This is a genomic window from Arenibaculum sp., assembly GCF_035998295.1.
Lineage (GTDB): Bacteria > Pseudomonadota > Alphaproteobacteria > Azospirillales > Azospirillaceae > DASYHS01.
Genome location: NZ_DASYHS010000038.1, coordinates 1 through 26970, shown reverse-complemented (window position 1 = coordinate 26970; position 26970 = coordinate 1). Strand labels below are relative to the sequence as shown.

General features: G+C 70.9%; 24 protein-coding genes and 1 tRNA gene. 8 read left to right on the top strand and 17 right to left on the bottom strand.

Translation table 11 applies throughout. The features are described from left to right. Positions 1–85 precede the first annotated feature (85 nt). Entirely contained in the window at positions 86–3055 is a 2970-nt protein-coding gene (locus tag VGO20_RS03965) for a LodA/GoxA family CTQ-dependent oxidase (protein ID WP_327500993.1), read from the top strand. A gap of 13 nt (positions 3056–3068) precedes the next feature. Then, positions 3069–4151 carry an NAD(P)/FAD-dependent oxidoreductase gene (locus VGO20_RS03960; protein ID WP_327500992.1) on the top strand — a complete coding sequence of 361 codons (1083 nt, stop codon included), beginning with the start codon at positions 3069–3071 and terminating at the stop codon, positions 4149–4151. 22 nt (positions 4152–4173) lie between these two features. Here the strand turns inward: VGO20_RS03960 and VGO20_RS03955 are convergent, their stop codons facing one another. Then, positions 4174–4446: a SemiSWEET transporter gene (locus VGO20_RS03955; RefSeq protein WP_327500991.1), complete on the bottom strand. Its 273-nt coding sequence runs from the start codon at positions 4444–4446 to the stop codon at positions 4174–4176. A gap of 52 nt (positions 4447–4498) precedes the next feature. Then, positions 4499–5740, bottom strand: a complete 1242-nt coding sequence (locus tag VGO20_RS03950; protein WP_327500990.1) for an MFS transporter — start codon at positions 5738–5740, stop codon at positions 4499–4501. A 170-nt stretch (positions 5741–5910) separates the two neighbouring features. On the opposite strand from VGO20_RS03950, the gene VGO20_RS03945 reads away from it, so the two are divergent. The 3 genes from VGO20_RS03945 to VGO20_RS03935 all read left to right on the top strand — a co-directional run bounded on the left by VGO20_RS03945 (position 5911) and on the right by VGO20_RS03935 (position 8562). Beyond that, on the top strand, positions 5911–6792 hold the full coding sequence (locus tag VGO20_RS03945; protein ID WP_327500989.1) for a LysR family transcriptional regulator: 882 nt from the start codon (positions 5911–5913) through the stop codon (positions 6790–6792). Between the two features lie 64 nt (positions 6793–6856). Continuing rightward, positions 6857–8260, top strand: a complete 1404-nt coding sequence (locus tag VGO20_RS03940) for a cytochrome P450 (RefSeq protein ID WP_327500988.1) — start codon at positions 6857–6859, stop codon at positions 8258–8260. Further along, positions 8257–8562: a hypothetical protein gene (locus tag VGO20_RS03935; RefSeq protein ID WP_327500987.1), complete on the top strand. Its 306-nt coding sequence runs from the start codon at positions 8257–8259 to the stop codon at positions 8560–8562. Before VGO20_RS03940 ends, VGO20_RS03935 begins: the two co-directional genes overlap by 4 nt. A gap of 7 nt (positions 8563–8569) precedes the next feature. On the opposite strand, the gene VGO20_RS03930 is transcribed toward VGO20_RS03935, so the two are convergent. The 9 genes from VGO20_RS03930 to VGO20_RS03890 form a co-directional block, all read right to left on the bottom strand. Then, positions 8570–10573 carry a protein-L-isoaspartate(D-aspartate) O-methyltransferase gene (locus VGO20_RS03930; protein WP_327500986.1) on the bottom strand — a complete coding sequence of 668 codons (2004 nt, stop codon included), beginning with the start codon at positions 10571–10573 and terminating at the stop codon, positions 8570–8572. A gap of 45 nt (positions 10574–10618) precedes the next feature. Then, positions 10619–11422 (bottom strand): PRC-barrel domain-containing protein, encoded by an 804-nt coding sequence (locus tag VGO20_RS03925; protein ID WP_327500985.1) that lies wholly within the window; start codon positions 11420–11422, stop codon positions 10619–10621. Positions 11423–11472: 50 nt separating this feature from the next. Further along, positions 11473–12222 carry a PRC-barrel domain-containing protein gene (locus VGO20_RS03920; RefSeq protein ID WP_327500984.1) on the bottom strand — a complete coding sequence of 250 codons (750 nt, stop codon included), beginning with the start codon at positions 12220–12222 and terminating at the stop codon, positions 11473–11475. Positions 12223–12288: 66 nt separating this feature from the next. After that, positions 12289–12729 (bottom strand): DUF2267 domain-containing protein, encoded by a 441-nt coding sequence (locus VGO20_RS03915; protein WP_327500983.1) that lies wholly within the window; start codon positions 12727–12729, stop codon positions 12289–12291. Continuing rightward, positions 12726–13166 (bottom strand): PIN domain-containing protein, encoded by a 441-nt coding sequence (locus tag VGO20_RS03910; protein ID WP_327500982.1) that lies wholly within the window; start codon positions 13164–13166, stop codon positions 12726–12728. Before VGO20_RS03910 ends, VGO20_RS03915 begins: the two co-directional genes overlap by 4 nt. 13 nt (positions 13167–13179) lie before the next feature. After that, positions 13180–13362 (bottom strand): DUF3309 family protein, encoded by a 183-nt coding sequence (locus tag VGO20_RS03905; RefSeq protein WP_327500981.1) that lies wholly within the window; start codon positions 13360–13362, stop codon positions 13180–13182. Between the two features lie 282 nt (positions 13363–13644). Continuing rightward, a complete protein-coding gene (locus VGO20_RS03900) occupies positions 13645–13830 on the bottom strand; it encodes a DUF3309 family protein (RefSeq protein WP_327500980.1) in 186 nt (61 codons plus the stop codon). 198 nt (positions 13831–14028) lie between these two features. Beyond that, the gene (locus VGO20_RS03895; protein WP_327500979.1) at positions 14029–16971 is read right to left on the bottom strand and encodes an FAD-binding and (Fe-S)-binding domain-containing protein; all 2943 of its coding nucleotides are present in this window, start codon (positions 16969–16971) and stop codon (positions 14029–14031) included. A gap of 35 nt (positions 16972–17006) precedes the next feature. Further along, entirely contained in the window at positions 17007–18815 is a 1809-nt protein-coding gene (locus VGO20_RS03890) for a thiamine pyrophosphate-requiring protein (protein ID WP_327500978.1), read from the bottom strand. 169 nt (positions 18816–18984) lie between these two features. Here VGO20_RS03890 and VGO20_RS03885 point away from each other — a divergent pair, with 169 nt between their 5' ends. Both VGO20_RS03885 and VGO20_RS03880 read left to right on the top strand, forming a co-directional pair. Next, positions 18985–20199 carry a zinc-dependent alcohol dehydrogenase gene (locus VGO20_RS03885; RefSeq protein WP_327500977.1) on the top strand — a complete coding sequence of 405 codons (1215 nt, stop codon included), beginning with the start codon at positions 18985–18987 and terminating at the stop codon, positions 20197–20199. A 14-nt stretch (positions 20200–20213) separates the two neighbouring features. After that, positions 20214–21110 (top strand): sterol desaturase family protein, encoded by an 897-nt coding sequence (locus VGO20_RS03880; RefSeq protein WP_327500976.1) that lies wholly within the window; start codon positions 20214–20216, stop codon positions 21108–21110. A gap of 149 nt (positions 21111–21259) precedes the next feature. On the opposite strand, the gene VGO20_RS03875 is transcribed toward VGO20_RS03880, so the two are convergent. Next, positions 21260–21664 carry a GFA family protein gene (locus VGO20_RS03875; protein WP_327500975.1) on the bottom strand — a complete coding sequence of 135 codons (405 nt, stop codon included), beginning with the start codon at positions 21662–21664 and terminating at the stop codon, positions 21260–21262. 177 nt (positions 21665–21841) lie between these two features. Between VGO20_RS03875 and VGO20_RS03870 the strand changes: the two genes are divergently transcribed. Beyond that, complete coding sequence (locus VGO20_RS03870; RefSeq protein WP_327500974.1) at positions 21842–22543, top strand: helix-turn-helix transcriptional regulator; 702 nt, start codon at positions 21842–21844, stop codon at positions 22541–22543. Positions 22544–22573: 30 nt separating this feature from the next. Here VGO20_RS03870 and VGO20_RS03865 read toward each other — a convergent pair whose 3' ends face one another. From VGO20_RS03865 to VGO20_RS03845, 5 genes are all read right to left on the bottom strand, one after another. Beyond that, positions 22574–23542: a cation diffusion facilitator family transporter gene (locus tag VGO20_RS03865; RefSeq protein WP_327500973.1), complete on the bottom strand. Its 969-nt coding sequence runs from the start codon at positions 23540–23542 to the stop codon at positions 22574–22576. Continuing rightward, positions 23539–24279: a substrate-binding periplasmic protein gene (locus tag VGO20_RS03860; protein WP_327500972.1), complete on the bottom strand. Its 741-nt coding sequence runs from the start codon at positions 24277–24279 to the stop codon at positions 23539–23541. Before VGO20_RS03860 ends, VGO20_RS03865 begins: the two co-directional genes overlap by 4 nt. Before the next feature lie 180 nt (positions 24280–24459). Continuing rightward, positions 24460–24930 (bottom strand): hypothetical protein, encoded by a 471-nt coding sequence (locus VGO20_RS03855; RefSeq protein ID WP_327500971.1) that lies wholly within the window; start codon positions 24928–24930, stop codon positions 24460–24462. 95 nt (positions 24931–25025) lie between these two features. Further along, the gene (locus VGO20_RS03850; protein WP_327500970.1) at positions 25026–26465 is read right to left on the bottom strand and encodes a tyrosinase family protein; all 1440 of its coding nucleotides are present in this window, start codon (positions 26463–26465) and stop codon (positions 25026–25028) included. A 346-nt stretch (positions 26466–26811) separates the two neighbouring features. Beyond that, positions 26812–26887: transfer RNA gene (locus tag VGO20_RS03845), tRNA-Lys, on the bottom strand. Between the last annotated feature and the right edge of the window lie 83 nt (positions 26888–26970).

The following is a 26970-nucleotide window of genomic DNA, read 5'->3' as shown; positions in this document are numbered from 1 at the left end:
ATATGCCATTAATACTAGATAAACACTGGGACATTATCTTGCGCGAAGAAGTGTCACGAAGCCGGCCCGCAGGGAGCGAAAGCGCATGAGCAGCCACATGGTGTCCGAAACGGACGAAAAGAGCGGCGCCCGCATCGATTGCGCGGCCGACCCGATCGCGTCGCTGGTCGAGATGTTCGTCGGCATGGTCCAGGCGGGGCGCATCGCCAAGGGGCAGTGCCCGGCGCTGCGTCCGGTGTTCCTGAAGCCCCACGGCGTCGTCCAGGGCACGTTCCGCATCCTTCCCGGCCTGCCCGACGCGCTGAAGGTCGGCGTGTTCGCCGGCACCGAATACCCGTGCTGGGTGCGCTTCTCCTCCGACACGCTGCCCACGCGCGGGGACTACAAGACGACCTGCGGCATCGGCATCAAGCTGTTCGGCGTGCCCGGCGAGAAGATCTTCGGCGCGCCCGAGGACGTGACCTTCGACTTCATCCTGCAGAACTTCGACGTCTTCTTCGTCGATACGGCCGCCGACATGTGCGCCTTCACCCAGGCGGGCGTCGTGAACGGGGACTACGGGCCGTACCTGAAGGCGCACCCGCGGACGTCCAAGCTGCTGGACGAGATGGCGAAGCCGGTCGGCAGCGTGCTCGCCACCGACTACTGGAGCGGCGTGCCCTTCTCCTTCGGCCCGGACCGGTTCGTGAAGTACAAGCTGGAGCCGACGATCCGGGTCGAGCCGCCCGCGACGGCGCCGGTCGATCCGACCTACCTCGCCGCCGATCTCGAGACGCGGCTGAAGCAGGGCGAGGTGCGGTTCCGCTTCGCGGTCCAGTTCCGCACCAATCCGGAAACGATGCCGCTGAACGAGGCGACGGTACGCTGGAGCGAGGCGGAGAGCCCGCCGCAGGTCGTCGCCGAGCTGATCCTGCCGCAGCAGGACGTCACCGCGCGCGGACAGGCCGCCTACGGCGAGAACCTGTCCTGGAACATCTGGCGCGTGACCGAGACGCACCGGCCGCAGGGCTCGATCGCCGACGCGCGGCGCGAGGTCTACTCCGCCTCCGCGCGGCAGCGGCGCGACGTCAACGGCGTGCCGACCGGCGAGCCGGTACATCCCAAGCCCGCGATCCAGCCGGCGCCCGGCATCGATTCGGTGATCGTGCGCGCCGCCATCCATCCCGCGATCGGCGTCGCGCGCATCGGCGACAGCGCGGAGGAATACTATGTCGGCCCGGAGGTGCTGAAGCCGCAGGCGCCCGAGGGCGGCTACCGCGACGGCACCGGCGCGCTGAAACGGCAGGCGGCGCGCTTCCGGCTCTACGGGTACAACGCCGCGGGCGAGGTGGTCCGCGAGCTGACGCCGGACGACGCCGACATGAGCTGGACCGTCCATCTCGCGAACCGCAAGGCGCAGTGGTACCAGTTCCAGGCGGCGCTCGACATCCCGGAGGCGGCGACGATGTCGGTGCCGCGCCGGAACAAGGACGTGAAGGACCGCAAGCCGCTCGCGATCGACCCGGGGCCGCGCAGCATCTCCGGGCGCTCCGTCTCGGGCGGCGCCGAGCACCGGTTCGACACCGGCACCTTCAAGGGGGTCGCCGTGCCGCTGGGCGAGGTCCGGACCGACGAGCAGGGCAACCTGCTCGTGCTGGGCGGGCACGGGCGCTCGGCCTCGCCCTCGGACGCGCCGGTCTACATCCCCTCCGACGGCGACAGCTTCAACAACGCCAACGACTGGTACGACGACATCTCCGACGGGCCGGTGACGGCCAGCGTCTCCATCGACGGGAAGCCGATCCCGGTCGAGGCGGGGTGGGTCGTGGTGGCGCCGCCGAACTACGCGCCGGACGCGGTCGGCTGGCGCACGATGTACGAGATGCTGGTCGACGTCTACACGCAGTGCGGCTGGCTGCCCATGCCGGAGACGGTGTCCTTCGCCAAGGACATCCTCCCGCTGTTCGAGCGGCTGAGCAACCTGCAATGGGTCAACCAGGGCTTCGCCAGCCTGTTCGGCAAGGGCTGCCCGATGGACTTCGAGGACCCGGCGCTCCTGGCCAAGCTGGCCCGGGCGCCCGACCCCGTCACCGGCGCCGACCCTTACCGGGAACTGCGCCACATCCTCGTGAACAGCTTCCGGCCGCACGACACGGCGGTGAACGAGCCGCGCCTCTGGCCGTGGCTCTACGGCGACGCCTACGGCTCCTTCTCGACGGCATCGCCTCGGAACAACCTCGCCCTTCCCTCTGTCCAGCAGGCGCTGCTGGCGCGCTGGGCCGCGGGCGACTTCGTGAACGACTGGGACCCGTCCGCCGAGCCGGAACGCTCGCTGAGCGAGGTGCCGCTGGCCGGGCAGCCGGCCATGCTCGACAAGGCCGCGCTCCATTTCTGCCTCGCGGACGCCTTCCATCCCGGCTGCGAGATGACCTGGCCGATGCGCCACGCCAGCCTGTACGAGAAGCCGTTCCGCATCCGCCACCGCCCGGCCGGCGCGCCCGAGCCGGACTATGGACCGAAGCTGACCCAGCAGATCGCGCTTCAGGCGGGCGGGCCGCTCTACGCCCAGGGGCCGGGCTACCTCAGCCGCTGGATGGCCCTGCCCTGGCAGGGCGACACGGCGTTCTGCCGGTCGGGCTACGACCCCGCCTACGATCCGTACCTGCCGGCCTTCTGGCCGGCCCGGGTGCCGGACCAGGTGCTGACGGAGGACGCCTACGCGGTGGTGATGAACACCGAGCTGCCGCGCGAGGAGCGCCTCGCCGCCTACAACACCCGGGCCAACTGGACGCGCGCGCTCCCCGCCGACCCCGTCGACGCCATGATGGACATGGTGGCCCATTTCGCCGAGATGGGGATCGTGGAGCCGAGGCCCGGCTTCAAGGACGACCCGGATTTCCCGGAGGTGATCTATGTCGAGACCCTGGCGGCGACGCGGGTGAAGGCGCTGGCGTCCAAGGCGGCCAGGCTCGCCGCGGCGCCGGCGCCCGCGCGGACCCGCGTGCAGCAGGCCGGCTGGGAGAACGAGGAGCAGCTGCAGGCGTGGCGCCGGGTCCGCGTCCGCCGCCCCGACTGAGGGGCGACGGCCAGTGTGGGACGTCGTCGTCTGCGGAGGCGGCCCGGCCGGCGCGGTCGCCTCCCACCAGCTCGCCCGCGCCGGGCACCGGGTCCTGCTGGCGGACCGGATCGATCCGGACGCGCACAAGGTCGGGGAGGCGCTGCCGGGCGCGGCGGCGCGCCTGCTGCGGGCACTCGGCCTGCCGGTCCCGCCGGGCGACGGCGGGCACGCGCCGATCGGCGGCAACCTGTCGGCCTGGGGTGCCGACGCGCCGGTCGCGACCGACTTCCTGCGCGACCCGGACGGGCCGGGATGGCGCCTGGACCGCCGCCGCTTCGATGCGGAGCTGAGGTCGGCCGCGGCGGCCGCCGGGGCCGGCCTGCGGACCGCGCATCTGGTCGAGCTGGCCCGCGAGGGCCGCGAATGGCGGATCGGGTTCGACGACGGCGGCACCGTCCGCGCCCGCTGGCTGGTGGACGCGACGGGCCGGCGGGCCGCCGTGGCGAGGAAGCTGGGCGCCGTCCGGCACCGGGACGCGCGCCTGGTCGCGGTCTACGCCCTGGGCAAGGCGTCGCCCGCGTTCCGGGCCAACCGCACCCTGATCGAGGCGGTGCCGAGGGGGTGGTGGTACGCGGCGCGCCTGCCGTCCGGCGATGCCGTCGCCGGCTTCCACACCGATCCGCGCGACGCCGTGCCGCTGGTCCGCGACCATGAGGCCTGGGAACAGGCGCTCGCGCAGAGCAGGCACGTCTTCGCCCTGATGGGCGGCACGCGCTTCGACCGGCCGCTGGGGGCGACGGAGGCTTGCGGCGCCCGCCTGAACGAGGTCCTGGGGGACGGCTGGGTCGCCTGCGGCGACGCCGCCCAGTCCTTCGACCCCGTTTCGGCGCAGGGCATCCTGTCGGCCCTGCACGGCGGCATGAAGGCCGCGGAGCTGGTGCGGGCGGCCCTGGAGGGTGCTGCGCCGGACCGGGACGCCTACCGCGCGCAGCTCGACCGCATCCGCCGGACCTACCTGGCCCGGCGGCTGGCCGCCTACCGTTCGGAGCGCCGCTGGCCGGAGGAGCGCTTCTGGACACGCCACGGCGCGGGCAAGGCGGACGCGCGGATCTAGGCCGGCACGGCAGGCGCCGGCGTCATCCGTAGCGCAGCTTGAAGACGAGGATGACCGAGGCGATGGCGAGGGTGACGGCGTTGGCGACGATGACGGGCCAGGCGCCGAGCATGATCCCGTAGACCAGCCACAGGACGATGCCCGCGCACAGGCACAAGAACATCGCGAGCGAGATGTCGCGGGCGGAACGCGTGCGCCACGTCTTCACCGCCTGAGGCAGGAAGGCGATGGTCGTCAGGAAGCCCGCGACATGGCCGATCAGGTCGGTGGAGGGCAGTCCGGGATCGCTCATCATGTCTCGGTCCAGGGGGAGGCGTGGCCGAACCTAGCGCATCCGGCCCTGCGGCTCAAAGCCCCGGATCGCGGGGCCCGGCCGGCGGAAAGCCATGGGCCTTCGCCCGCCACGCGACGAGCAGGGTCGGGACCAGGACGAGAAGGACGGTCCACGGGAAGACGCCGGCGCCGAGCGTCTCCAGGAGGATGCCGCCGAAGAACCCGCCGCCGGCGATCGCGACGTTCCAGACCGTGACGATCATCGACTGGGCGACGTCGGCCGCCTCGCCCGCGGTCTTGGCCGACGCGGTCTGGAACAGCGTCGCCGAGCCGCCATAGGCCAGGCCCCACAGGCCGACCCCGGCATAGATCACGGCGGGAGCGCCGCCCCACAGGCCGAGGGCGACCGACACCAGCGCGAAGAGGACAGTGCTGGCGAGCACCAGCTCGCGCAGCCAGCGGTCGATCAGGACGCCGGTGATCCAGATGCCGGCGAGCGCGGACAGGCCGAAGACGAGCAGGACGACGTCCACGTCCTCCGCCAGGCCGGCCGAGACGACGAAGGGAGCCACGTAGGTGTAGAGGACGTTGTGCGCGAGCACGAAGGCGAGCGTGACGAACAGCACCGGCCGGATGCCGGGCAGCATGAAGACCTTCGCGATCGACAGCCGCCTGCCCGCCGCCTGGCCGGGAAAGTCCGGGATCGTGGCGAGGACCCAGCCGATCAGGACGAGGGTGAGCGCGCTCATGATGCCGAAGGCGACACGCCAGCCGGTGGCAGCACCGAGGAAGGTCCCGGCCGGAATGCCGAGGGACAGCGCCAGCGGGATGCCGACCATGGCGACCGCCATCGCGCGGCCCTTCAGGTGCTCCGGCACCATGCGCGCGGCATAGCCGGCGACGAGCGCCCACAGGAGCCCGGCGAACACGCCGGCGAAGAACCGCGCGCCGAGCGTCAGCGCGTAGTCCGTCGATACCGCCGTGACGGTGTTGACGACGGCGAAGCCGCCGATCGCGACGAGCAGCAGCGGCCGGCGCCGCCAGCCCTGCGTCGCCGCCGTCAGCGGGATCGCCGTGACCAGCGTGCCGACGGCGTAGAGGGTGACGAGCTGGCCGACCAGCGGTTCCGAGACGCCGAGATCGCCGCTCATCTGCGGCAGCAGCCCCGCCGGCAGCGCCTCGGTCAGCACGGTGATGAAGCAGGCCATCGCCAGGGCGAGCAGCCCGGCCAGGGGGAGACGGTCCGGTGCCGCATGGGCACCCGGGGCCCGGGCCGCGTCCGCGGCGCCGTCGCGGGGCGTGGTCGTCGATGTCATGAAGCCGCCTATGGAAAGGGTTCGGGACGGTGCCGGCAACCGGACCCGTCCCGCCGGAGCGGGCTCGGCTACCGCATTGGCGGACAAAGTAAAATCATTCTGCGATGCGGAGAATTGCGCTACAGTTCGGAACACATCGGACTTGCAGGTCCGAAATCGAGGTGCAGGGCATGGACAGTCTCGGCTCGCTCAACGCCTTCGTCCAGGCCGCGGAGGCCCGCAGCTTCACGGTCGCGGGGCGGCAGCTCGGGGTATCGTCGTCGGCGATCGGCAAGGCGGTCGCGCGGCTGGAGGAACGCCTCGGCGTGCGGCTCTTCCACCGCTCGACGCGCACGATCACCCTGACGTCGGAGGGCGCGCTCTTCCTCGAGCGCTGCCGACGCATCTTCTGCGAGATCGAGGCGGCGGAACTGGAACTCGCGCAGTCGCAGGGCGCGCCGCGCGGCAGGCTGCGCGTCAGCCTGCCGCTCGCCGGCATGCTGATGATGCCGACCTTGAGCGCGTTCATGCGGGCATATCCCGAGGTCGAGCTCGACCTCGACTTCACGGACCGGCTGGTCGACGTGATCGACGAGGGCTTCGACGGCGTGGTGCGCGCGGGCGAGGTCAGCGATTCGCGGCTGATGAGCCGCGTACTGGGCACGTTCCGGCTCCTCCTCGTCGGGTCGCCCGACTATCTCGCGCGCCGGGGCGTTCCGCGCAGGCCGGACGACCTGAAGGCCCACGCCTGCCTGCACCACCGCTACGCGACCAACGGCAAGCTGGAGCGCTGGCCGCTGCGCCGCGGGCGCAAGGACGTCGACCTGCCGACGGGCGCGGTCGCCAACACGATCGAGCCCCTGATCTACATGGCCGAACAGGGGCTCGGCATCGCCTGCCTGCCGGACTTCGCGATCCGCCGCCAGCTCGCGGAGGGCACGCTCGCGACCGTGCTCGACGACCATGTCGACCACGAGGGCACGTTCCGGATGCTGTGGCCGTCGAGCCGCCATCTGTCGCCGAAGCTGCGGGTCTTCGTCGATTTCCTGGCGCAGAACCTGTTCCCGGCCTGAGCCGGGGCGGCCGACATCCGCCTTTCGCCCGAAACCGGCGGGCGCGCGGGGTGTTGGTCCAGGCATGACCCGGTCTTCTCCGATCCCCCGCGACCGCGCCTTCGACAGCACGCTCTCGCTGCTTTCGGAGGGCTACGAGTTCATCCCGAGCCGCGCCCGGCGGCTGGGCTCCGACATCTTCGAGACCCGGCTGATGCTCCGTCCGGCCGTCTGCATCACCGGCGAGGAAGCGGTCCGCGTCTTCTACGAGCCGGACCGCTTCACGCGCCGGGGCGCGATCCCGGTGACGGCACTGAAGCTGCTTCAGGACCGGGGCAGCGTGCAGACCCTGGACGGCGAGGCCCATCGCCGGCGCAAGGCGATGTTCATGTCCCTGATGTCGCCCGAAGCCGTCGGGCGGCTGATGCGGCTGGTGGAAACCGACTGGCGGAACCAGATCCCCCGGTGGCAGGGCATGGAGGCGATCGTCCTGGGCGCCGAGGTCCAGGCGATCCTGTGCCGCGCCGTCTGCCGGTGGGCCGGCCTGGACCTCTCCCCGAGCGACGAGGCCGCGCGCACGCGCGAGCTGGCGGCCATGGTCGAGGGCGCCGGTTCCGTCGGGCCGCGGAACTGGAAGGGCATGCTGCTGCGCACGCGGACGGAACGGTGGGCGCGCGGGATCGTCGACGCCGTGCGGGCCCGCGACCTCGTCGTTCCGGAAGGCAGCGCCACCCATCTGATCGCTTGGTACCGCGACCAGAACGGCCGGCCGCTCGACACCGACGCGGCAGCCGTCGAACTCCTCAACGTGCTGCGGCCTACGGTGGCGGTGGCGCGCTACGTGACCTTCGCGGCCCTTGCCCTGCACGAGCATCCGGAAGACCGGCGCGCGCTGGAGGGGGCACCGGACCGGGTGGACGACGAGGCGCTGGAAGCCTTCGTGCAGGAAGTCCGCCGCTTCTATCCGTTCTTTCCCCTGGTGGGCGGACGGGTGCTGACGCCGTTCGAATGGCGGGGCCACCGCTTCGAAAGGGACGCCTGGGTCCTGCTGGACCTCTATGGAACGCTCCATGACGAGCGGCTCTGGAGGGATGCGGGCTCGTTCCGGCCGGAGCGGTTCCGCGGCCGCAAGCCGACCGCCTTCGACCTCGTCCCCCAGGGGGCGGGAGAGCACCATGCCGGCCACCGCTGCGCCGGCGAATGGATCACGATCGCCGTGATGAAGACGGCCCTGCGGCTGCTGACCGGGGCGATGCGCTACACGGTGCCGGAGCAGGACCTTCGCATCGACCTCTCCCGCATGCCCGCGGCCCCGGCAAGCGGCTTCATCATCCGCGACGTCGCTCCGTCCGCCGGCGCGGACCGCGAGGACCGGAGCGCGGGCGGCGCCCCGCCCCGCTTTCCCCCGACGGATGCCGGCACGGCCGCCGCCGTCGGTGGAGACGGCATCGATGCCCCGAGGGATGCACGCAAGGGAGGCCAATCATGACGTCAAGGCACTGCTTCGCCGTTCTCGCCGCGATCCTCGTCCCCGGCTGCGCGCTGGAGGAGTTCACGCCCCGGGAGGCCACCTCCGTCCCGACCGTGCTGGGCGGCACGGAGGTCTGCGACAGCGCCACCTTCATCGCGCTGGAGAACGATGCGGAGCAGGTCGAGCGTGCGGACCTGCGCCGGCGCATCGCGGCGGTCCTGGCGGAGGGCCGCGCCGCGATGGAACAGGGCCGGGCGCAGGAATGCGTCGCGCATCTGCGCGACGCCGAACGGCTGATCGAGGGCGCCGCGGTGCTGTGACCTTGCGTTACAGGCCGAACGGATAGGTGTCCGGCACGCCGGCCCGGGCGTGCTCCGGGCCGAGCGGGGTGACGGCGCCGGTCTCGTCGAACCAGACGAAGGCATCGAACTGCTGCGGCAGCGAGGCGTCGGCGTAATGGCTCGCCAGCTCGGTCTCCGGCCGGTAGATGACGCCGATGAAACGCTCCAGCCGCGGCTCGAGCAGGCGCCGGCGGACGGCGTCGTTGCGGCCGGCGCGCAGGTCGAGCAGGAAGTTCCGCACCCCGGCGTCGTGGCACAGCCGCTCGTAGCTGTCGCGGTGCGACGGGCGGACACGCTTCACCTCCATGTCGCCGTCCCAGTCCGTCGCCGCGGCGACGGTGCCGGCATGGGTGCCGAAACCGACCAGCACCGCCCGGTCGCCGTAGCGCTCGCGGACGAGCTGGCCGATGTTCAGCTCGCCGCGGACATTGCCCATCTCCGTGTAGCGGGCATCGCCGATATGCGAGTTGTGCGCCCACACCACCGCCTTCGCGTCCGGCCCGCGCGCGTCGAGCACGTGGCCGAGCGTCTCGGCCATGTGGGTGTCGCGCAGGTTCCAGGATTCCGGGCCGCCGTGATACATGATCCGGTAGTAGTGCTCGGCCGAGGCGACGAGGCGGGCGTTCTGCGCCGCGTCCAGGAAGCCCTCGCCGTCCTTCGCCGCATAGTCCAGCCGCCTGTCCAGGAGATCCCGGCACTGGCGGATCACCGCCTCCGCGCATTCGCCGTAGCCGGCGGTCAGCACGGCCCGGCCGTAGGTCGCGGGGTCGCGCTGCCAGGGCGTCAGGCAGCCGTAGCGCTCGCGCGCGACCGCCGCCGCCCCGGGGTCGACCTCGTCGAGGTAGTCGAGCACGGCGGCGATCGAATCGCGCATGCTGTAGATGTCGAGGCCGTAGAAGCCGGCCCGGCCCTGCATGTCCGGCACGCCCTCGTTATGCGCGCGCAGCCAGTCGATCAGGGCGGCGACCTCGGTGTTGCGCCACATCCAGGTCGGGAAGCGCCGGAACGGCGGCCTGGCCTCGGCGCGGGGTGCGGACCGGTGGCGCACGTAGCGGTCCACGGCGGCCGCGTCGGGCCAGTCGGCCTCGACCGCGACGACGGTGAAGCCGTGCCGCTCGATCAGGCGGCGGGTGATCGCGGCGCGGGCGCGGTAGAATTCCGAGGTGCCGTGGCTGGCCTCGCCCAGCAGCACGACGCGTGCGTCGGCGAAGCGGTCGAACAGGGCGCCGAAGGCGGGATCGTCGAGGTCGGGCAGCGGCTCGGCCGCCTCGGCGATCATCTCCGGCAGGCTCCGGCCCCGCGAATGGCCGGGGACGTGGTTGCCGGCCGAGCGGGTGCCGTCCTCCGCCCAGCCCTGCTCGCCGACCAGGGGCACGAAGGCGACGGCGCCGAGATCCTCCTCCTCGTAGTCGGTCCCGGTCCGGCGGGTGATCTTGAGCAGGGTCTGGCGCCGCTCCCCGCCGCCGACCGGGATCACGAGCCGGCCGCCGACGGCGAGCTGCTCCTTCAGTGCCGCGGGCACCTGCGGCCCGCCCGCCGCGACCAGGATCGCGTCGAACGGCGCCGCCTCCGGCCAGCCCTTGGAGCCGTCGCCGACGCGCAGCTCGACATTGGCGTAGCCGAGCCCGGCCAGACGGCAGCGCGCGGCCTCGCCGAGCGAGGGGTGGCGCTCGATCGCGTGGACCCGGCCGGCGATGCGCCCCAGCACCGCCGCGGCGTAGCCCGAGCCGGCGCCGACCTCCAGCACGCGGTCGCCGGGCTTCACCTCCGCCGCCTCGATCATCACGGCGACGATGTAGGGCTGGGAGATGGTCTGCTCCTCGCCGATCGGCAGCGGAGTGTCCTCGTACGCGAACTCCTCGAAGCCGGGATCGACGAACGCCTCGCGCGGCACCTGCCGCATCGCGGCGAGCACCCCGGGGTCGCGCACGCCGCGGCGGGCGATCTGGACATCGACCATCCGTTCGCGGGCCTGGGAAAAGTCGTTCATTGCCGATCGCTCCCTCGTCCAGGGGCCGGGCCGCCGGCCGCCGCCTCATTCGATGTCGCCCACCGTCTCCACCTCGAGCCGCTCATAGTCGAAAGGCTCCAGCTCCGCGATGTCCGGCTCGGCGTAGGGCAGCGAGTAGTAGGGCGTGGTCGGCGTCCAGGCGTAACGGTAGCCGAACCACGGATAGGGGTAGGCCCCGGCGCCGTAGCCGCCGCGCTGCGACACGATCACGGCCTGGACCTGCCCCTCGGCGTCGAAGATCACGTCGCCGACCCAGCCGTAGGGCACGCCGTCGGCCAGCCGGACGTAGTCGTTGATCAGCTGGTCGACGCGCCACGCGCGCGGACCGGTGACGAGATCGTCGGCGAGGTCGTCCTCCTCGACCGGCACGACGCGGTCCTCCGCGACCTCGCCCGGCAGATAGGCGAGCTCGGTCCGCTCCGCATACCGCTCGACGGTCTCCTGCGTGACCGGGATCGTCACGCGCTCCATGCCGGGCCCGATCTCGACCTCGCTCCAGGGCACGTTGACATGGGTGTCGCCGATGTCCCATAGCCCGCCGACCTCGGCCACGATGCTGAGGATGCGGCCGTCAGGCCCGACGACAATGTTCTCGACCTCGCCGATGTTCTCGCCGGTCGGGCCGTAGACCTCCACGTCGTCGATGAACTCCTCGGCGCTCCAGCCCCGATAATAGGCGGCATCGGCCTGCCAGGCCGGCAGCGAGACGATCTCGGCGTCCTGGAGCGGAGCAACGGTGGCGGCCGGTTCGGTCTCCTGCGCCGCCGCCGGCGCGGCAAGACCGAGCACCATGGCTGCGGTACCCATCAGCGTCCATTTCGTACGCATGTCAGTCCTCCTTGAGTGGCTTCGGTCGGCGGGTTCCGGGATGCGGCCGCTCAAACGCCCCAGTAGGGCCTCTCGCCGTAATGGGCGTAGAGCTGCTCCTCGTAGGCCCGGTTCACGCCCGCGACCTCGTCGTATTCCGGGCTGTTCTTCACCTGCTCCCTGGTCAGGCCGACATGGATCTTCTGCTCGGACCAGCTGACGGAGCGGATCCAGTCCGAGGCGACCAGCACCTTGCGGCCGGGCAGCCAGTTCACGGTGTCGACCAGGAGGTAGCGCAGCCGCCACCCGTCGTCCTCGACGAGCAGGTCGTCGACATGGCCGACGTCGCCGTCGGAAGCACCGATGTAGTAGCCGGTGACCTCGCGCCCGCTGCGCAGATGCGGGTCGCCCTCCTCGCGGTGCCGCACGGGCGGTGCGGTCTGCGGCGGCGGCACCGCCATGTAGCCCGGCATGCCGGGCGCCACGCCGGCACCGGCGCCCCAGTAGGGCGCCCAGCCGTAATAGCCGTAGACGTCGGCCTCGACCTGGCGGCTGACCGGCCGGTCCACGTCGACGTCGGGGCTGTCCTTGACCTGTCGGCGGGTCAGGTCGACGGGGAAATGCTGGCGCGCCGCATCCGGCTTGCCGAGAGCGGAGGTCGGGATCAGCACCGAGCGCCCGGGCAGCCAGGTGCCCGTGTCGACGACCAGGTAGCGGACCGTCCAGGAGGTGTCGTCGAAATACAGGTCCCGGACTCCGCCGAGGACGTCGTCGGTCGCGCGGATCGTGTAGCTTCGCAGGACGTCGAGGCTTCGGATCATGTCGTCCTCCTTTCGTGGAAGGGCGGCTTTCGTGGAAAGGCGGCTTTCGTGGAAAGGCGGCCCGCGTCAGCGGCGCGGGTTCCCGGGCCAGAGCTCGCGCAGGTCCTCGGGAAGCTGGTCCACGAGCTTGCGGATCTGGCCGGGCTCGACCTTGCGCTCGATCAGCCGGAACACGCACTGGATCGAGAAGGCGGGGTCGAGCTCCTCGTGGCCGCGGCTGCGGTCGCGCACGTTCTCGATGAACTCGCCGCTGCTCCGGATACCGTTCGGCACCGCCGCCGGCTTCCAGCCGTCGTAGTAGATGCCGGCCACCATCACCGGGAACTGGGCCGCGAGATGGGCGCTCATGTCGACCGGCAGCCGGTCGCGCACGGCGTGCAGCACGGCGCGCAGGGCGCCGTAGGCCTGGTTGGCGTTCTCGACGCGGAGCTCGTCGGCGAGCTCCTTCAGCCACGTGTCGGTCTCCTGGACGCTGCGGCTGAGCACTTCGGGTCGGTTCTGGCTCATGAAGGCCTCCTTTCGTCGGCCGACCGCCGAGACGCTTCGGCGGCGTCCGTCCACGGTTCCTGCTCGAGAAAGGCCCGGGGCGTCATCACGCCCGCGCCGATCGCGTGCGTATGCGCAAGGAGATGCGCGTCCCCGCTGATCACGGGGCAGCCCGTCGCCGCGCCGAGCGCGGCGAACTTCCGGTCGTCCGGATCGGGGACGAAAGAGAACGCTTGCGGATCGAGGGCGCCCTCGTATTTCCGCCCGGCCCGGAACAGGTCCTCGACCCCGGTCCAGCGCAGCCTCGGGATCCGGCGCAGGACCGCCTCGGTCTCGCGCCGGGTCGGCTCGCTCCAGACCAGCCGGTGCCGGCCTTCGCGGATCGCGCGGACCAGGAGGGCCGCGGCACTCCGCGGCCGGAAGCCGGCCGCCACGAAGACGTTGGTGTCGAGGATCACGTCCGCCATCGGACTAGACGGCGGCCCAGGGCCACGCCCAGGCGACCCAGCCCAGCCAGATCATCAGGAGCCAGACCACCAGCAGGGCGATCACGAGGCCCCCGGGCCCGTATCCCCACCTGCCGCTGTAGGGCCACCACGGCATCGTGGCGATCACGACGAGAAGGAGTAGAAAAGGAATCCAGAATCCCAGCATTCGCCACCTTCCTGCTCTGCTGCGAAAGATCGTCGGTCCGGGCCGGGGGCGGGCCCGGATGCAGGCGGGCCATCGCCGGGGCGGGCCACTGCCGGGGCGCGCCATCGAAGGACGCGCGCCCTGGACGCGCGCCCTCAGGGGCATGCGCCCCTTCGTGCCCCTGCCAACCGGACACGCGCCGATGGGTTCCCCCGCGGCGCGAACCGCCGCGCGGCGCGACCTGAGAAGCGGCGAGGAGCTAAACGGACCGATGCCGGCGAGGAGGATGCGGCCGGGCCCGGCTCAATACGCTTCGGGCCAGGGCCAGACCAGGGCGATCCAGCCCAGCCAGATCAGGATAAGCCAGATCAGGATGATGAGGCCGATCGCGCCCGCCGCCCAGTAATTCCAGCGCCGGCTATGAGGCCACCAGGGCATGGCCAAGATCAGCAGGGCGAACAGGACGACAAGACCCAAGTATCCGAGCATTTCGTGCTCCCGATGAATTCACGGACTTCATGGAGCGCCCCGCCTGGAAGCCGGGAGGGACACGAGCCGCACAGGGCAAACGCCCGAGGCCGGGATTCGATGCATGCTGGAAGCGTCCCGCACCCGAGGTCGTCCGCCCGCTGCGCTTTCTGAGCGCGCCGTTCGGGGTCCGGCCGCGACGCCCGGGGCCTGGGACGTCTACGTGTTCTGAGGAGGAAGCGCCTCGGCCAGCAGTTCGGGCAGCGTGAGCGGCCGGCGGCCATCGAGGTCGCTGATCTGGCTGCGGCAGCTGAACCCGTCGGCGACGATCCGCGTGCCCGCGTCGGCGCGGGCGAGCGGCCCCGCCAGCTCGTGCTCGAAGATCCGGCGCGAGACCTCGTACTTTCCGGGCTCGTAGCCGAAGGCGCCGGCCATGCCGCAGCAGCCGTTGCCGAGCACGTCGGCATCGAGGCCGGTCCCCGCGAGCAGCTTCTCGACCGCCGCCATGGTGAAGACCGACTTGTGATGGCAATGGCCGTGGACGACCGCCTTGCCCGCGATCGGCGGCGGCTTCCAGTCCGCGGTATCGACCAGGAACTCGCTCAGCAGCCGGGCCTGGTCGCACAGCCTGCGCGCCCGGTCGTCCCCGGCGAACAGGTTCGGCAGCTCGTCCCGGAACACGGACATGCAGCTCGGCTCGACGCCGACGATCATGGTGCCTGCCTGGAGCGCGTCCTTCAGGCCGTCCAGGGTCCCGTCCAGGGTCCGGCGCGCCTCGTCCAGGAAGCCGAACTCGTACAGCGGACGCCCGCAGCACAGGTCCCGGCCGGGGATGTCGACCGCGTAGCCGGCCGCGCGCAGCACCCGGGCGGCGGCGTGCAGCGGTCCGGGGGAGAAGTGGTTGTTGAAGGTATCGGTCCACAGCATCACCCGCGGCCTGCCGTCACCGGCCGGGTCGGGCCGGAAGCCGCTCCGGAAGGTCTTCGCGGCGAAGGCCGGGACCGGGCGGTCGGGATGGATGCCGGCGATGGCCTTGGACAGGCGGGCGAGCCCGGGCGCGCCGGTGAAGACGTTGGGCAGCCAGGGCACGGGCGACGCCATCCGCGCCCAGCGATGGATCATCCCCATGCTGTAGGCGGCCCGGGGGCGGCGCTTGCCCTCGTAGTGGTGGGCCAGGAACTCGGCCTTGTAGGTGGCCATGTCGACGTTGACCGGGCAGTCGTTCTTGCAGCCCTTGCACGACAGGCACAGGTCGAGCGCCTCGTGGACGGCCTCGTTGCGCCACAGGCCCTCGACCGGGTCGCCCTGGAGCATTTCCTGGAGCAGATGCGCCCGGCCGCGGGTGGAGTGCTTCTCCTCGAGCGTCGCTCGGTAGCTCGGGCACATGACGTCGCCGTCCATGCGCCGGCACTTGCCGACGCCGACGCACCGGATCAGGGCGCGGTCGAAGGAGAAGTCGTCCTGGGGATACTGGAAATGGGTCTTCATTTCCGGCGGCCGGAAGTCGGGGCCGAGGCGCAGGAAGCTGTCGACGGCGGTCGGGTCCACGATGTCGCGGGGGTTCATCCTGCCGCGCGGGTCCCAGATCGACTTGAACTCCGCGAACGCCTCGACGAGCTCCGGGCCGAACATGATCGGCAGCAGCTCGGAACGCGCGCGGCCGTCACCGTGCTCGCCGCTCATGGAGCCGCCGAACTCCGTCACCAGAATGGCGGCGTCGCGCATGAAGCTGCGGAACTTCCCGACCGCCTCGGGCGTGTGCAGCCCGAAGTCGATGCGCGTGTGCACCAGCCCGTCGCCGAAATGCCCGTACATCGCGCCTTCGTAGCCGTAGCGCCGGTAGAGGTCCTTCAGAGCGCGCAGGTAGTCGCCGAGCTTCTCGCGTGCCACGGCGGAATCCTCCCAGCCCGGCCAAGTGTCCCGATCGGCCCCCGGCACGAAGGCGGTCCCGCCCAGGCCGGCCTCGCGCACCTCCCAGATGTCGGCCTGCTCGGCCGGCGTCTCGAACAGCTTCATGCCGCGCACGTGCGGATGGTCGCGGAACATCTCCATGGCATGGCGGGCCTTGTCCGCGGCCCCCTCCACCGTCGCCGCGCCGAACTCCAGCATCATCCAGGAACAGCCCCGGGGCAGAAGGCGCACCTGCTCGTGGTGCAGGTGCTTCCTGGTCATGTAGTCGACGAGCAGGTCGTCAATGGCCTCCAGGCCCTGCGGGCCCGTCTCCAGGAGGCGCGGCACGCAATCGGCCGCGTTGCAGATGTCGTCGAAGCCGATCACCAGCAGGACGGTATGGGGCAGATGCTCGATCAGCCTCAAGGTGGCGCCGAGGACGGTGACGCAGGTCCCTTCCGACCCGACCAGAGCGCGCGCGACGTTGAACCCCTTCTCGGGCAGGAGCTGGTCGAGGCCGTAGCCGGAAACCGGGCGCGGGATGTCGGGATAGCGCTCCCGGATCAGCCCGGCATAGCGGTCGCGCAGGTCGCGCAGGCGCCGGTAGATCTCCGCCCGGCGCCCGCCCGCGGCCAGGATGCGCCCATACTCCTCGTCGGAGGTGGGGCCGACCGTCATGCGCAGGCCGTCATAGGTGAGGACGTCGAGCTCCTCGACGTTCTCGACCGTCAGGCCGGCCCGCACCGCATGGACGCCGCCGGAGTTGTTGCCGATCATGCCGCCGAAGGTGCAATAGGCGTGCGTCGCCGGGTCCGGCCCGAAGGTCAGCCCGAGCGGCTCGGCGCGCGTGCGCAGGTCGTCCAGCCGGACGCCGGGCTCGACGCGCGCGATGCGGCGGTCGACGTCGATCTCCAGGATGTTGGTGCAGTATTTGGACGAGTCGATGACGACGGCGACGTTGGTGCATTGGCCGGCAAGGCTGGTGCCGCCGCCGCGGTTCAGCACGGGGGCGCCGTGCCGGCTGCACACCCCTACCGTCTCGTGCAGGGCCGCGGCCGACCGGGGGATCACGACCCCCAGCGGCACGAAGCGGTAGTTGGAGGCGTCCGAGGCGTAGAGACCGCGGTCCCCGTCCTCGAAGCGGACCTCGCCGTCCACGCGGTCGCGGAGGTCGCGCGCCAACGCCTCGACGTCGACCTCCCGGGCCGCGGGAATCGCCTGGAGCTGCGCGGCGGTCCGGGAACCGGACCGCGCGCCCGTCGAAGAAGTCATGAAGGCCTTCCCAGCTGCCGGATTGCGCTCTGCGCTCAGGACTTGTCCCTCGGGGACTTCCCTTGCGGCAGGAAGCCTTCGACGAGGTCCTTGGCGGTGTCCTTGACCATGTCGACGGCCTCGGGGTCACCCTGCCAGAGCGTCTTCATCATGGCGGCCGCGTTCTTGAGCGTGATGCTCGGCGGCAGCGGCGGCACGTTCGGATCGGTCTTGGCCTCGAGCAGCACGGGCCGGTCCGCGGCCAGCGCCTCGTCCCAGGCGGCCGCGAGGCGGTCGGGATGGTCGACGAAGATGCCCTTGAAGCCCAGCATCTCGGCGTAGCGGGCGTAGGCGAAGTCCGGCACGCTCTGCGAGCCCTCCCATTTGGGGTCCCCGGCCTGGGCACGCATCTCCCAGGTCACCTGGTTGAGGTCGCCGTTGTTGAGGACCAGCACGACGAAGCGGGGGTCCTGCCAGGTCTGCCAGTACCGCGACACGGTGATCAGCCCGTTCAGGCCGTTCATCTGCATCGCGCCGTCCCCGACCAGGGCGATCACCGGGCGGTCGGGGTGGGCGAACTTGGCCGCGATCGCATAGGGAACGCCCGGGCCCATCGTCGCCAGGCCGCCCGACAGCGACGCCATCATGCCCCGGCGGATCTTGAGGTCGCGGGCGTACCAGTTGGCGGCCGAGCCGCTGTCGCTGGTCAGGATGCACCGGTCCGGCAGGCGCGGCGACAGCTCCCAGAACACGCGCTGCGGGTTGAGGGGCTCGGCGTCGTTCATCGCCCGGCGCTCCAGCACCTTCCACCAGCGGGCGACGCCCGCCTCGATCTCCTCGCGCCAGGACCGGTCCTGCTTCGGCTGGAGCAGCGGGATCAGGGCCCGCAGCGTCGCGGCGCTGTCGCCGATCAGGTTGACGTCCATGGGATAGCGCAGGCTGACCATGCGGGGATCGATGTCGATCTGGACGGCGCGCGCCTGCCCTTCCTTGGGCAGGAATTCGGAATACGGGAACCCCGACCCGATCATCAGCAGCGTGTCGCATTCGGCCATCATGTCGTAGCTGGGGCGGGTCCCCAGCAGGCCGATGGAGCCGGTCACGAAAGGCAGGTCGTCGGGAAGCGCCGCCTTGCCGAGCAGCGCCTTGGCGACCCCGGCCCCGAGCCGATCGGCCACCTCGATCACCTCGTCGGTCGCGTGCAGCGCGCCGGCCCCGACGAGGATCGCGACCTTGCTTCCGGCGTTGAGGACGTCCGCCGCCCGGTGCAGGTCGTCCACCGGCGGCAGGCCGAGGCCGCGGGCGTGGCCGACGCCGCTGTGGATGGTGTCGTGGGCGTGGGGCGGCGTCTCGACCGCCGCTTCCTCCTGCAGGTCCTTGGGCAGGATGATGCAGGTCACGGTGCGCTGGGACTTGGCGATCCGGAAGGCGCGGTCGACCAGATGGCGGATCTGGGCGGGAGAGGTCGCGGTCTGCACGAACTCGCCGGCCACGTCCTTGAACAGGGACGCGAGGTCCACTTCCTGCTGGTAGTGGCCGCCGAGCGCGGAACGGGCCGCCTGCCCGACGATGGCGACCACCGGCTGATGGTCGAGGCGCGCGTCGTACAGGCCGTTGAGCAGATGGATGGCGCCCGGACCGGAGGTCGCCATGCAGACGCCGACCTCGCCGGTGAACTTCGCATGCGCGCAGGCCATGAACGCCGACATCTCCTCGTGCCTGGACTGCACGAAGTCGAGGCGGTCGCTGGCCCCTTCGAGCGCGCCGACCAGACCGTTGATGCCGTCGCCGGGGTAGCCGAAGATCCGGCGCACCCCCCATGCCGACACCCGCTCCCAGAAGAATTCGCTGACGGTCTTGCTCATATCGCTGTCCCGTTTTCGCTGTGGTCGCCGTGCGTCTCCCGTTTTGAACACCCGAGGGTCGGAATGATCACGTAACGGCCCCGGCGGACGATCGCGCCGCCGCCGCCATGATCAAGCCCGCGGAACGCTGTTGAGGCGGCAACGCAATCCAACAGCGAGAGGCGGGATCATGAAGGCGGTCGTATTCCACGGCGTCGGCGACATCCGCGTCGACGACGTTCCCGAGCCGAAGATCCAGGACCCCACCGACGCGATCGTCCGCATCACGGCGAGCGCCATCTGCGGCACCGACCTGCACATGATCCGGGGCACCCTGCCCGGGATGAAGCCGGGAACGATCCTCGGCCACGAGGGCGTCGGCGTCGTCGAGGAGGTCGGCCCCCTGGTCCGCAACCTCAAGCAGGGCGACCGGGTGGTCATCCCGTCCACGATCGGCTGCGGCTCGTGCAACTACTGCCGGTCCGGCTACTTCGCCCAGTGCGACACGGCCAACCCGAACGGTTCCCTCGCCGGGACGGCCTTCTACGGCGGCCCGCAGATGACCGGCCCCTTCGACGGCCTCCAGGCCGAATACGCCCGGGTCCCCTATGCCGCGACCAACCTGGTCAAGCTGCCGGACGGCGTCAGCGACGACCAGGCCATATTGATCTCGGACATCTACCCGACCGGCTTCTTCGGCGCCCATCTCGCCGAGATCAAGGACGGCGACATCGTCGCCGTCTGGGGCTGCGGGCCCGTGGGCCTGTTCGCGATCCTGAGCGCCCGCCAGCTCGGCGCGTCGCGGATCATCGCCGTGGACGGCATCCCCTCCCGCCTGGAGCGCGCCCGCGCCCTCGGCGCGGAGGTCGTCAACTTCAACGAGGAGGACCCCGTCGACACGATCCGCAAGCTGACCGGCGGCATCGGCACCGACCGTGCCATCGACGCGGTCGGCGTCGATTCCGAACGCCCGAAATCCGGTCCGGCGGCCGAGGAGGCCGGGAAACGGAGCGGGCAGTTCCAGCAGGAGCTGCAGCAGATCGCCCCCGAGACGAACCCGCAGGACGGCGTGTGGAAGCCCGGGGACGCGCCGTCGCTCGCGTCGACCTGGGCCGTGCAGGCGCTGGCGAAGGCGGGCACGCTCGCGGTCATCGGCGTGTATCCGCAGACCGACCGGTTCTTCCCCATCGGGATGGCGATGAACAAGAACCTCACGATCAACATGGGGAACTGCAACCACCGCAAATACGTGCCCGAACTGGTCGCCATGGTGGAAGCCGGCGCGGTCGACCCGCTCCAGGTCCTCAGCCATGTCGAGCCGATGAGCGACGTCATCGAGGCCTACCGGCAGTTCGACCAGCGAAAGCCCGGATGGGTCAAGGTCGAGCTCGTCCCCGGCCTGTGAGCGCCGGGGCGGCCATGGGCCGGGGAGAGGCCCGCCGGCGCCGGGTCCCGGACTGGGCGGGCACGGCGCTGACCGTGGGCGTCTTCGCAGCGCTCATGCTGCTCGAACGGCGCCGTCCGCTGCGCGGCCGCAGCGAGCCGCGGTGGCGGCGCGACGCCCGCAACCTGGCCGTCGCCGCCGCAAGTGCGGCCACCCTGCGCATCGCCGAGAGGCCGGTCGTGGAGCCGTTGTCCCAACTCGTCGAACGGCGGCGCTGGGGGCTGCTGAAGCAGCTCGACCTGCCCGTCTGGGTCGAGCTGCCGGCGGCGGTCGTGCTGATGGACTACACGCTCTATCTCTGGCACGTGCTGACGCACCGCGTCCCGTGGCTGTGGCGCCTCCACAAGGTCCATCACGCCGACCTCGACCTCAGCGCCACCACGGCGCTGCGCTTCCATTTCGCGGAGATGGCGCTGTCGGTGCCGTGGCGGGCGGCGCAGGTCGTCCTGATAGGGGTCGGCCCGCGCGCGCTGTCGACCTGGCGGTCGGCCCTGTTCGTCTCGATCCTGTTCCACCACTCCAACCTGCGCCTGCCGGCCGGCATCGAGCGCCGGCTGGTGCGCGTCGTCGTGACGCCGCGCATGCACGGCATCCATCATTCCGTCGTCCGGGACGAGATGGATTCCAACTGGTCGAGCGGCCTGACGGCCTGGGACCGGCTCCACGGCACGCTGAAGCTCGACGTGCCGCAGCACCGGATCACCATCGGCGTCCCGGACCACCGGGACCCGCGGGAGGTGACGCTCGGCAAGATCCTCGCCATGCCCTTCGGCCGGGACCGCGGGGAACGGCACCCGACCCAGGAGGCAAGACCCGTTCCTTCTCGCCGGGAAGGTCTTCACGCGAGCGCAGCAACGCCCGGACCGGGATGAACGCGAGCAGGGACAGGCCCATCGGCGCGGCGAACGCCCAGGGATAGGCACAGGGATAGGCGTCGGGACCGCCGGCCCGGGCGAGGCTGCGCGCCCATCTCGACCGCCTGTTCGCGCGCCGGGATCCCCGGGCGTGACCCGGGGCTCCGCTACAGATGCCGGACTTCCGCCGGCCGTTCCCACCAGGCGTCGTGGCGCCCGTCGGCGTAGCGGACCGGCGCCTCAGCGAGGGCGGTCGGGTCGAGATCGTCGAGGCAGTTCAGCCTGACGGAACAGAAATCGCCGCCGAGCACGTCCAGATGGCCGCGGCTGAAGGAGTGGACGCCGCAGTGGCGGCAGAACAGGTACCGGCCGACGCCGGCGCCGAACCGGTACTCCGTCAGATCGCCCTCGCCGGAGAGGAGCCTGAAGGCGTCCGGCTTGACGATCGCGTTCCAGTTCCGCGTCTTCAGGCAGATGGAACAGTTGCATTTGCCGGTGCCGGCCTGGAGGTCGATGTCGGCCTCGAACGTGACGCGGCCGCAATGGCAGCTTCCCCGATACTGCGTTTTCATGGATACCCCGTCGGATTGGGAAGAGAGGTGCTGGACTTGCGCCGCGGCCGCGGACAGGCTGGCATCGAACGGCCGGGCGATCGTGGGAGCAACTCGCTTCGATATGCGCATCCTAGCGAACCCCTGTTGCCAGCGTGCTGACAGCATGCTCGCACCGGCCCACGGGATCGGGGTGCGATGAGGCGCGCGGACAGGCTGTTCCAGATCATCCAGACCCTGCGCCGCGCCCGCGGGCCGGTCACCGCGGCGGCGATGGCCGCCGAGTTCGAGACCTCGAAGCGCACGGTCTATCGGGACGTCGCGGCGCTGATCGGCCAGCGGGTACCGATCCGGGGCGAGGCGGGAACGGGCTACGTGCTGGACGGCGGCTTCGACCTGCCGCCCCTGATGCTCACCCCCGACGAGATCGAGGCGGCGGTGCTGGGCGCGCAGTGGGTGGCGGGCCGGGGCGATCCCGCGCTCGCGAAGGCGGCGGGCGACCTGATCGCGAAGATCGCCGCCTCGATCCCGGAGCAGCTCCGCTCCCATGTCTTCGAGCCGTCGATCCGCACTCCTCCGGCCTGGAACGCGAAGCCGGACGGCCTCGACATGCAGCGCGTCCGCGAGCACATCCGGCGCGGCCGGAAGCTCGCGCTGCGCTACGTCGACGAAAACGGGACCGAGACCGACCGGACGGTCTGGCCGATCGCGGTCGGATACCTGGACAGCGCGCGCCTTCTCATCTCCTGGTGCGAGCTGCGCCGGGACTTCCGAAGCTTCCGGACGGACCGGGTCGCAGGCGCGACCTTCCTCGACGAACGCTACCCCGAGCGGCCGGGCGTGCTGCGCGCCCGCTGGCGCAAGAGCCTGCCGCCGCCGGGCGGCGGCGCCCGGGGGTAAGCCGCGCAAACGAAACCAGCGACGCTCCGCTCAGCCGCCGGACCGGTCCAGAACGTTGGCGAGGTCGGGCACGGGCACGACCGAGATGCGGTCCACGCGCCAGTGCAAGCCGCGCATCCTGGCTTCCGCGTCGCGGACCCAGACCGGATCGACATGGGGTCCGCGCGGCTCGACATAGACCGTCCCGGTCACGAACCTTCCTTCCTCGCGCAGGCGGACCTCGCAGCCCCGCACCCAGGAAAGCTCTTCCACGAGGCCCTTCATCCGCGACGGCAGGGGGTCGAAGCCCTTGCCGTCGACCGTGCGCGGCACCTCGTCCATCAGGTCGCGCACGGCTATGGCGGTGTGGCGCCCGCCATCGTGCAGGACGTCGACGGCGATGAAGAGCGCGGCCACCGCGTCGGCCCACCACCAGCCGAAACCGATCCCCACGATACCGACGGCGGCCGCGAGGCCGGTCATCCAGTCGGCCTTGTTCATCAGCGCGTCGGCCCACAGGACCTTGTCGTGGAGCTGGCGCGCCGGGCGCATCTTCAGGCGGCCGAAGATCACCGGCAGGATGACGCTGTAGGCCAAGGCGGCGATCATCAGCCAGCCCTGCCAGACCGTCGCCCCGAACAGCTCGACGCTGCCGATCGTGGGATGCTCGGTGTGGATCAGGGCCATTCCCGCGTCGAAGACCAGGAACAGCCCGACGCCCGCGAGCGCCACGGCGCTCACCAGATAGGCGATGGAGGTCACCCGGATGTAGCCGAGGGGGAAGCGCGCGTTCGGCCGCCACCGTTCGACCCGGGACGCCACCAGGAACGCGATCGGGGGCACGAAGCTCAGGAGGTCCTCGATCCAGGCGGTCTTCATCGCCTGCGAGTTGCCGAGCGTGAGGTAGATCGCCACGACGATGCTGGCCAGCGCGAGCATCCAGACCCACTGGAGCCGGCGGGCATGCCGCATCGCCTTTTCCTGCTCCTCCGGCAGGCGAACGGGGTCGCGGACGATCATGAGGCGTATTCCCGAAGGCGCGCGCCGGTCGCCCCGACGCGTGCGCGCAGGAAGCGTTCGAGCCGCATGACCCAGGCGTTCTCTCCCTGCGGAACCGCGATCACGTGGTCATCGCGATGAAGCTCGATCGGCGTGGGCACGAGGCCGCTCGCCGGGAGCCACCAGTCCGGCACCAGGGCGAGGCGCACGTCCCCGGCATCCTCGGCGACCGGGATGCCACCCGCCTCCTCGACCAGGCCGTCCGCCAGCAGATCGGGCGCCACGTAGACCTTCAGCCCTTCCAGGTCGTCGGGGACCGCCGCTCCCGGCTCGGCCGCGACGACCAGCGTCTCGGTGAAGTAGGCGTAGGTGTGGGCGGCCCCGCCATGCGCCGCCACGGAACTCCTCGTGAAGCCGCCGACCGCGAGATCGGCATCCCCCCTCTTCAGGGCTTCCAGGGCTTCGAACGCCGGCGCGCGCCGCCATTCGACCGTCACGCCGAGCGCGCGCGCGAACGCCTGGACCGTGTCCACCTCCACGCCCGCCGGAACGCCGTCGCCGTCGACGACCACCCACGGCACGTGGTCGACCGCGACCACGCGCATGCGGTCGGCCGCGAGCACGCGCTCCAGCGTGCCGTTGGGATCGCGCGGAAAGCGGAAATCGTCGCACGCCGCGAGAGCCATCATCCCGAGGATGGACGCGGAAAGCCGTATCGGCCTGGAAGCCAGGCTGGCGAGGGACGCGGGGCGGATCACGGGCGCTCCGTCGCGAGATGAGGATGGCGTCGGCGAGGCTTGTGCATCGGCCGCCGGCCACGTCGCCGGCTCGGCCATGGTGCGTTCGGAAGTGGCTGCTGAACAACGCCGGCCGTCCCGGAGGGTTCCGAAGCCCGCGATCGGGGCCGGCGGCCGATGCGGTGCGGGGGCCCCTCCGCGTCACTCCGGCAGCGCGAGGCCCTCGACCCGCAGCCGCGTCCGCGTGAGCGGCGCGTCGGTGGCGGGAACGAGACGCACCGAGAGCGTCGCCTTGCCGGACTCGGGAAGCTCCGAGACGTCGATGAGGAAGCGCTGCGTCTCCCCCTCGCGCGGCGGCGGAAAGAAGGCGATGGAAGCGATCTCGCGCGTCGGGCCGCCCGCGGCGTCGGCCGTGACCGATACGAGGAAGGGCTCGCTCCGGACGACCCGCTCGGGGGTGAGCGCTACTTCGAGGATGCCCGACGGCGCGTCGGCGGCGCGGGCGAGATCGAGAACCAGCTCGGCCGGCGCCTCGGCCCCGGCACTGGCGCCCTCGCCCGAGAGCAGGAGGCCGTCCGCGTCCATCGACGTCTCCGAAGGCGCGCCGCCACCCGCGCGGGCGGGCGCCGCCAGCATGGCGGCAAGTGCGAGCAGGACAAGCGCGCGGTACATGTTACACGCCCCGACCACCGGAGCCCGGATATGGACCCCACCGGAATGTAACGCCGGGAGGCCGCGCGGGCTCCAGCGAAATCGGGGCGCGCCGCTCAGGTGCGGAAGATTTCCACGCCGCCGAAGGAAAAGCCCACGTCCGGCGCGCCCTCTCCCGTCGGCAACGGCACGATCTGCAGCGTCAGCTCGCTCGACGACAGGCGGCCAAGCTCGGCAAGCTGCGTCAGCGCGTCGGTGATGTCGACGAGATAGGAGCCGGGATGGTGCATCTTGCCGGCCATCCCGAAGAACGAGAAGGTCCCGGCATAGTGCGGATCGGTGAAGGGGGTCTGCGGGTTCGCCTCCGGCAGGTTGACGAAGACGTTGACGATGAGCGACCGCGCCGCGTTCGACACGTCGACCCCGGTGATGCGGGCGAGCACGCGGCCCGACTCCGCTCCGAGCTTCGCCTCGCCCTGGCGCGAGAAGAGGCGGAAGGAGCGGGCCGAGAACAGCGCCTCGGAGAGATTGCTGGTGTCGACCGAGACGTTCGTGGTGCTGTTCGCCGCGGCCTGCTGCCCCTGGTCCGTGGTGCCGAGCATCGCCGCCTGCGGCGCGGGTGCCGCGAAGAGGGACATCGCCACGGGTCCGGGTGCCGGACCGGTGATCAGGCCCGACGGCGTCTCGTAGGCGTAGCCGAGGTTCCCGATGTTCACGACCGAGGCCGAGTTCGCCGGCACGGGCCGGCCCTCGCCATCGACGAACTGGCCGTCGAAATTGTCGTCGAGCGGCGGCATCGTGTTGCCTGCCGCCTGCCATTCGGCCGCGAGGCGGTCGACGTTGCAGTGGTGCAGCCAGAAGATCGGGTCGAGCGGCGACATGCCGTCGCCCATATGACCCTGGAAGCCGCCGGCAATGACATGGGCGCTGTTGTGCGGCGAGCCCTCGAGGCGGCCGGTATAGAGCGAATAGTCGGTCAGGCGCTGGATCGATTCGATGTTCTGGTCCGTGAAGGCGCCGCCGCGTTGCGGATCCTGCTTCAGGCCCGAGCCCTTGGCGAGCGCGCGCACGCCGGTCGTCGTCACCTCGTCCGGGCCCCAGTTGTCGGACTGGGCGTCGGAGGGGTCGTTCCAATATACGACGTTGAGCTCGTTCCTGTCGTAGAAGGGGTCCGGTATCTGGCCGATCCCCGACTGCCAGTTCCAGTAGGGCAGCGCGAAATCGCTCTTGCCGATCAGCGTGCCGCAGATCTGTTCGTAGAACAGGATGTAGTTGCGGTGCCAATGGACGAAGTCCATGGCCGTCGTCGGCCCGCCATGGGGGCAGTGGTTCAGGTGGATCAGCGCCTGATTGCGCCAGTTGCGCCCGTCGCCAGAACCGAGTCCATGCATGGCCCGCACGGCGTCGGCATAGTCCGAGAAGAACGGGTCGTCCGGCGCCATGGCCATAACGTCCCTGCGAACTCTCGGCGTCTGCGCCAATGCCGAGCGGCGCAGGATGAACGGCGTTGCCAGCACGCTGCCCGCGCCGATGACGAATTGCCTGCGATTGATCATGGGCGTCCACCTCAAGTTGCCGGCAGATGATGGTGTTGCCCGTCGAGCCCCGTCAACCCGTTCGATGCCCGATTTCTGTCTTCGACCTAAGATTCGCCGCCGATCCGGCAGTCTTCATCAGTCAAATATCTCGGAGAAACTACGTTAGTATGCTCCACCCCAAATATTCGAAGATGTATGCATACCGCGGAATGACACGTCCTTTCATCCGGTCCCGACTCGATGCCACGCTCCTCGCATCGAACATGAGCGGCTCCGGGGTGTCGGCACGCGGTCGAAGGCGGGTGGGCGGTTGCCGGAACGACTAAGGGCCGCCTCGCGGCGGCCCCTAAGTCCTTGGGAAATGTGGTGGGTGCACAAGGACTCGAACCTTGGACCCGCTGATTAAGAGTCAGCTGCTCTACCAACTGAGCTATGCACCCGTTTCCCGGATCGCGTTCCCGTCCTGAGGACGGGGCGGCGCGTCGTGAGGTCGCGTATATAGCGAAGGCTGACAGGCTTGTCG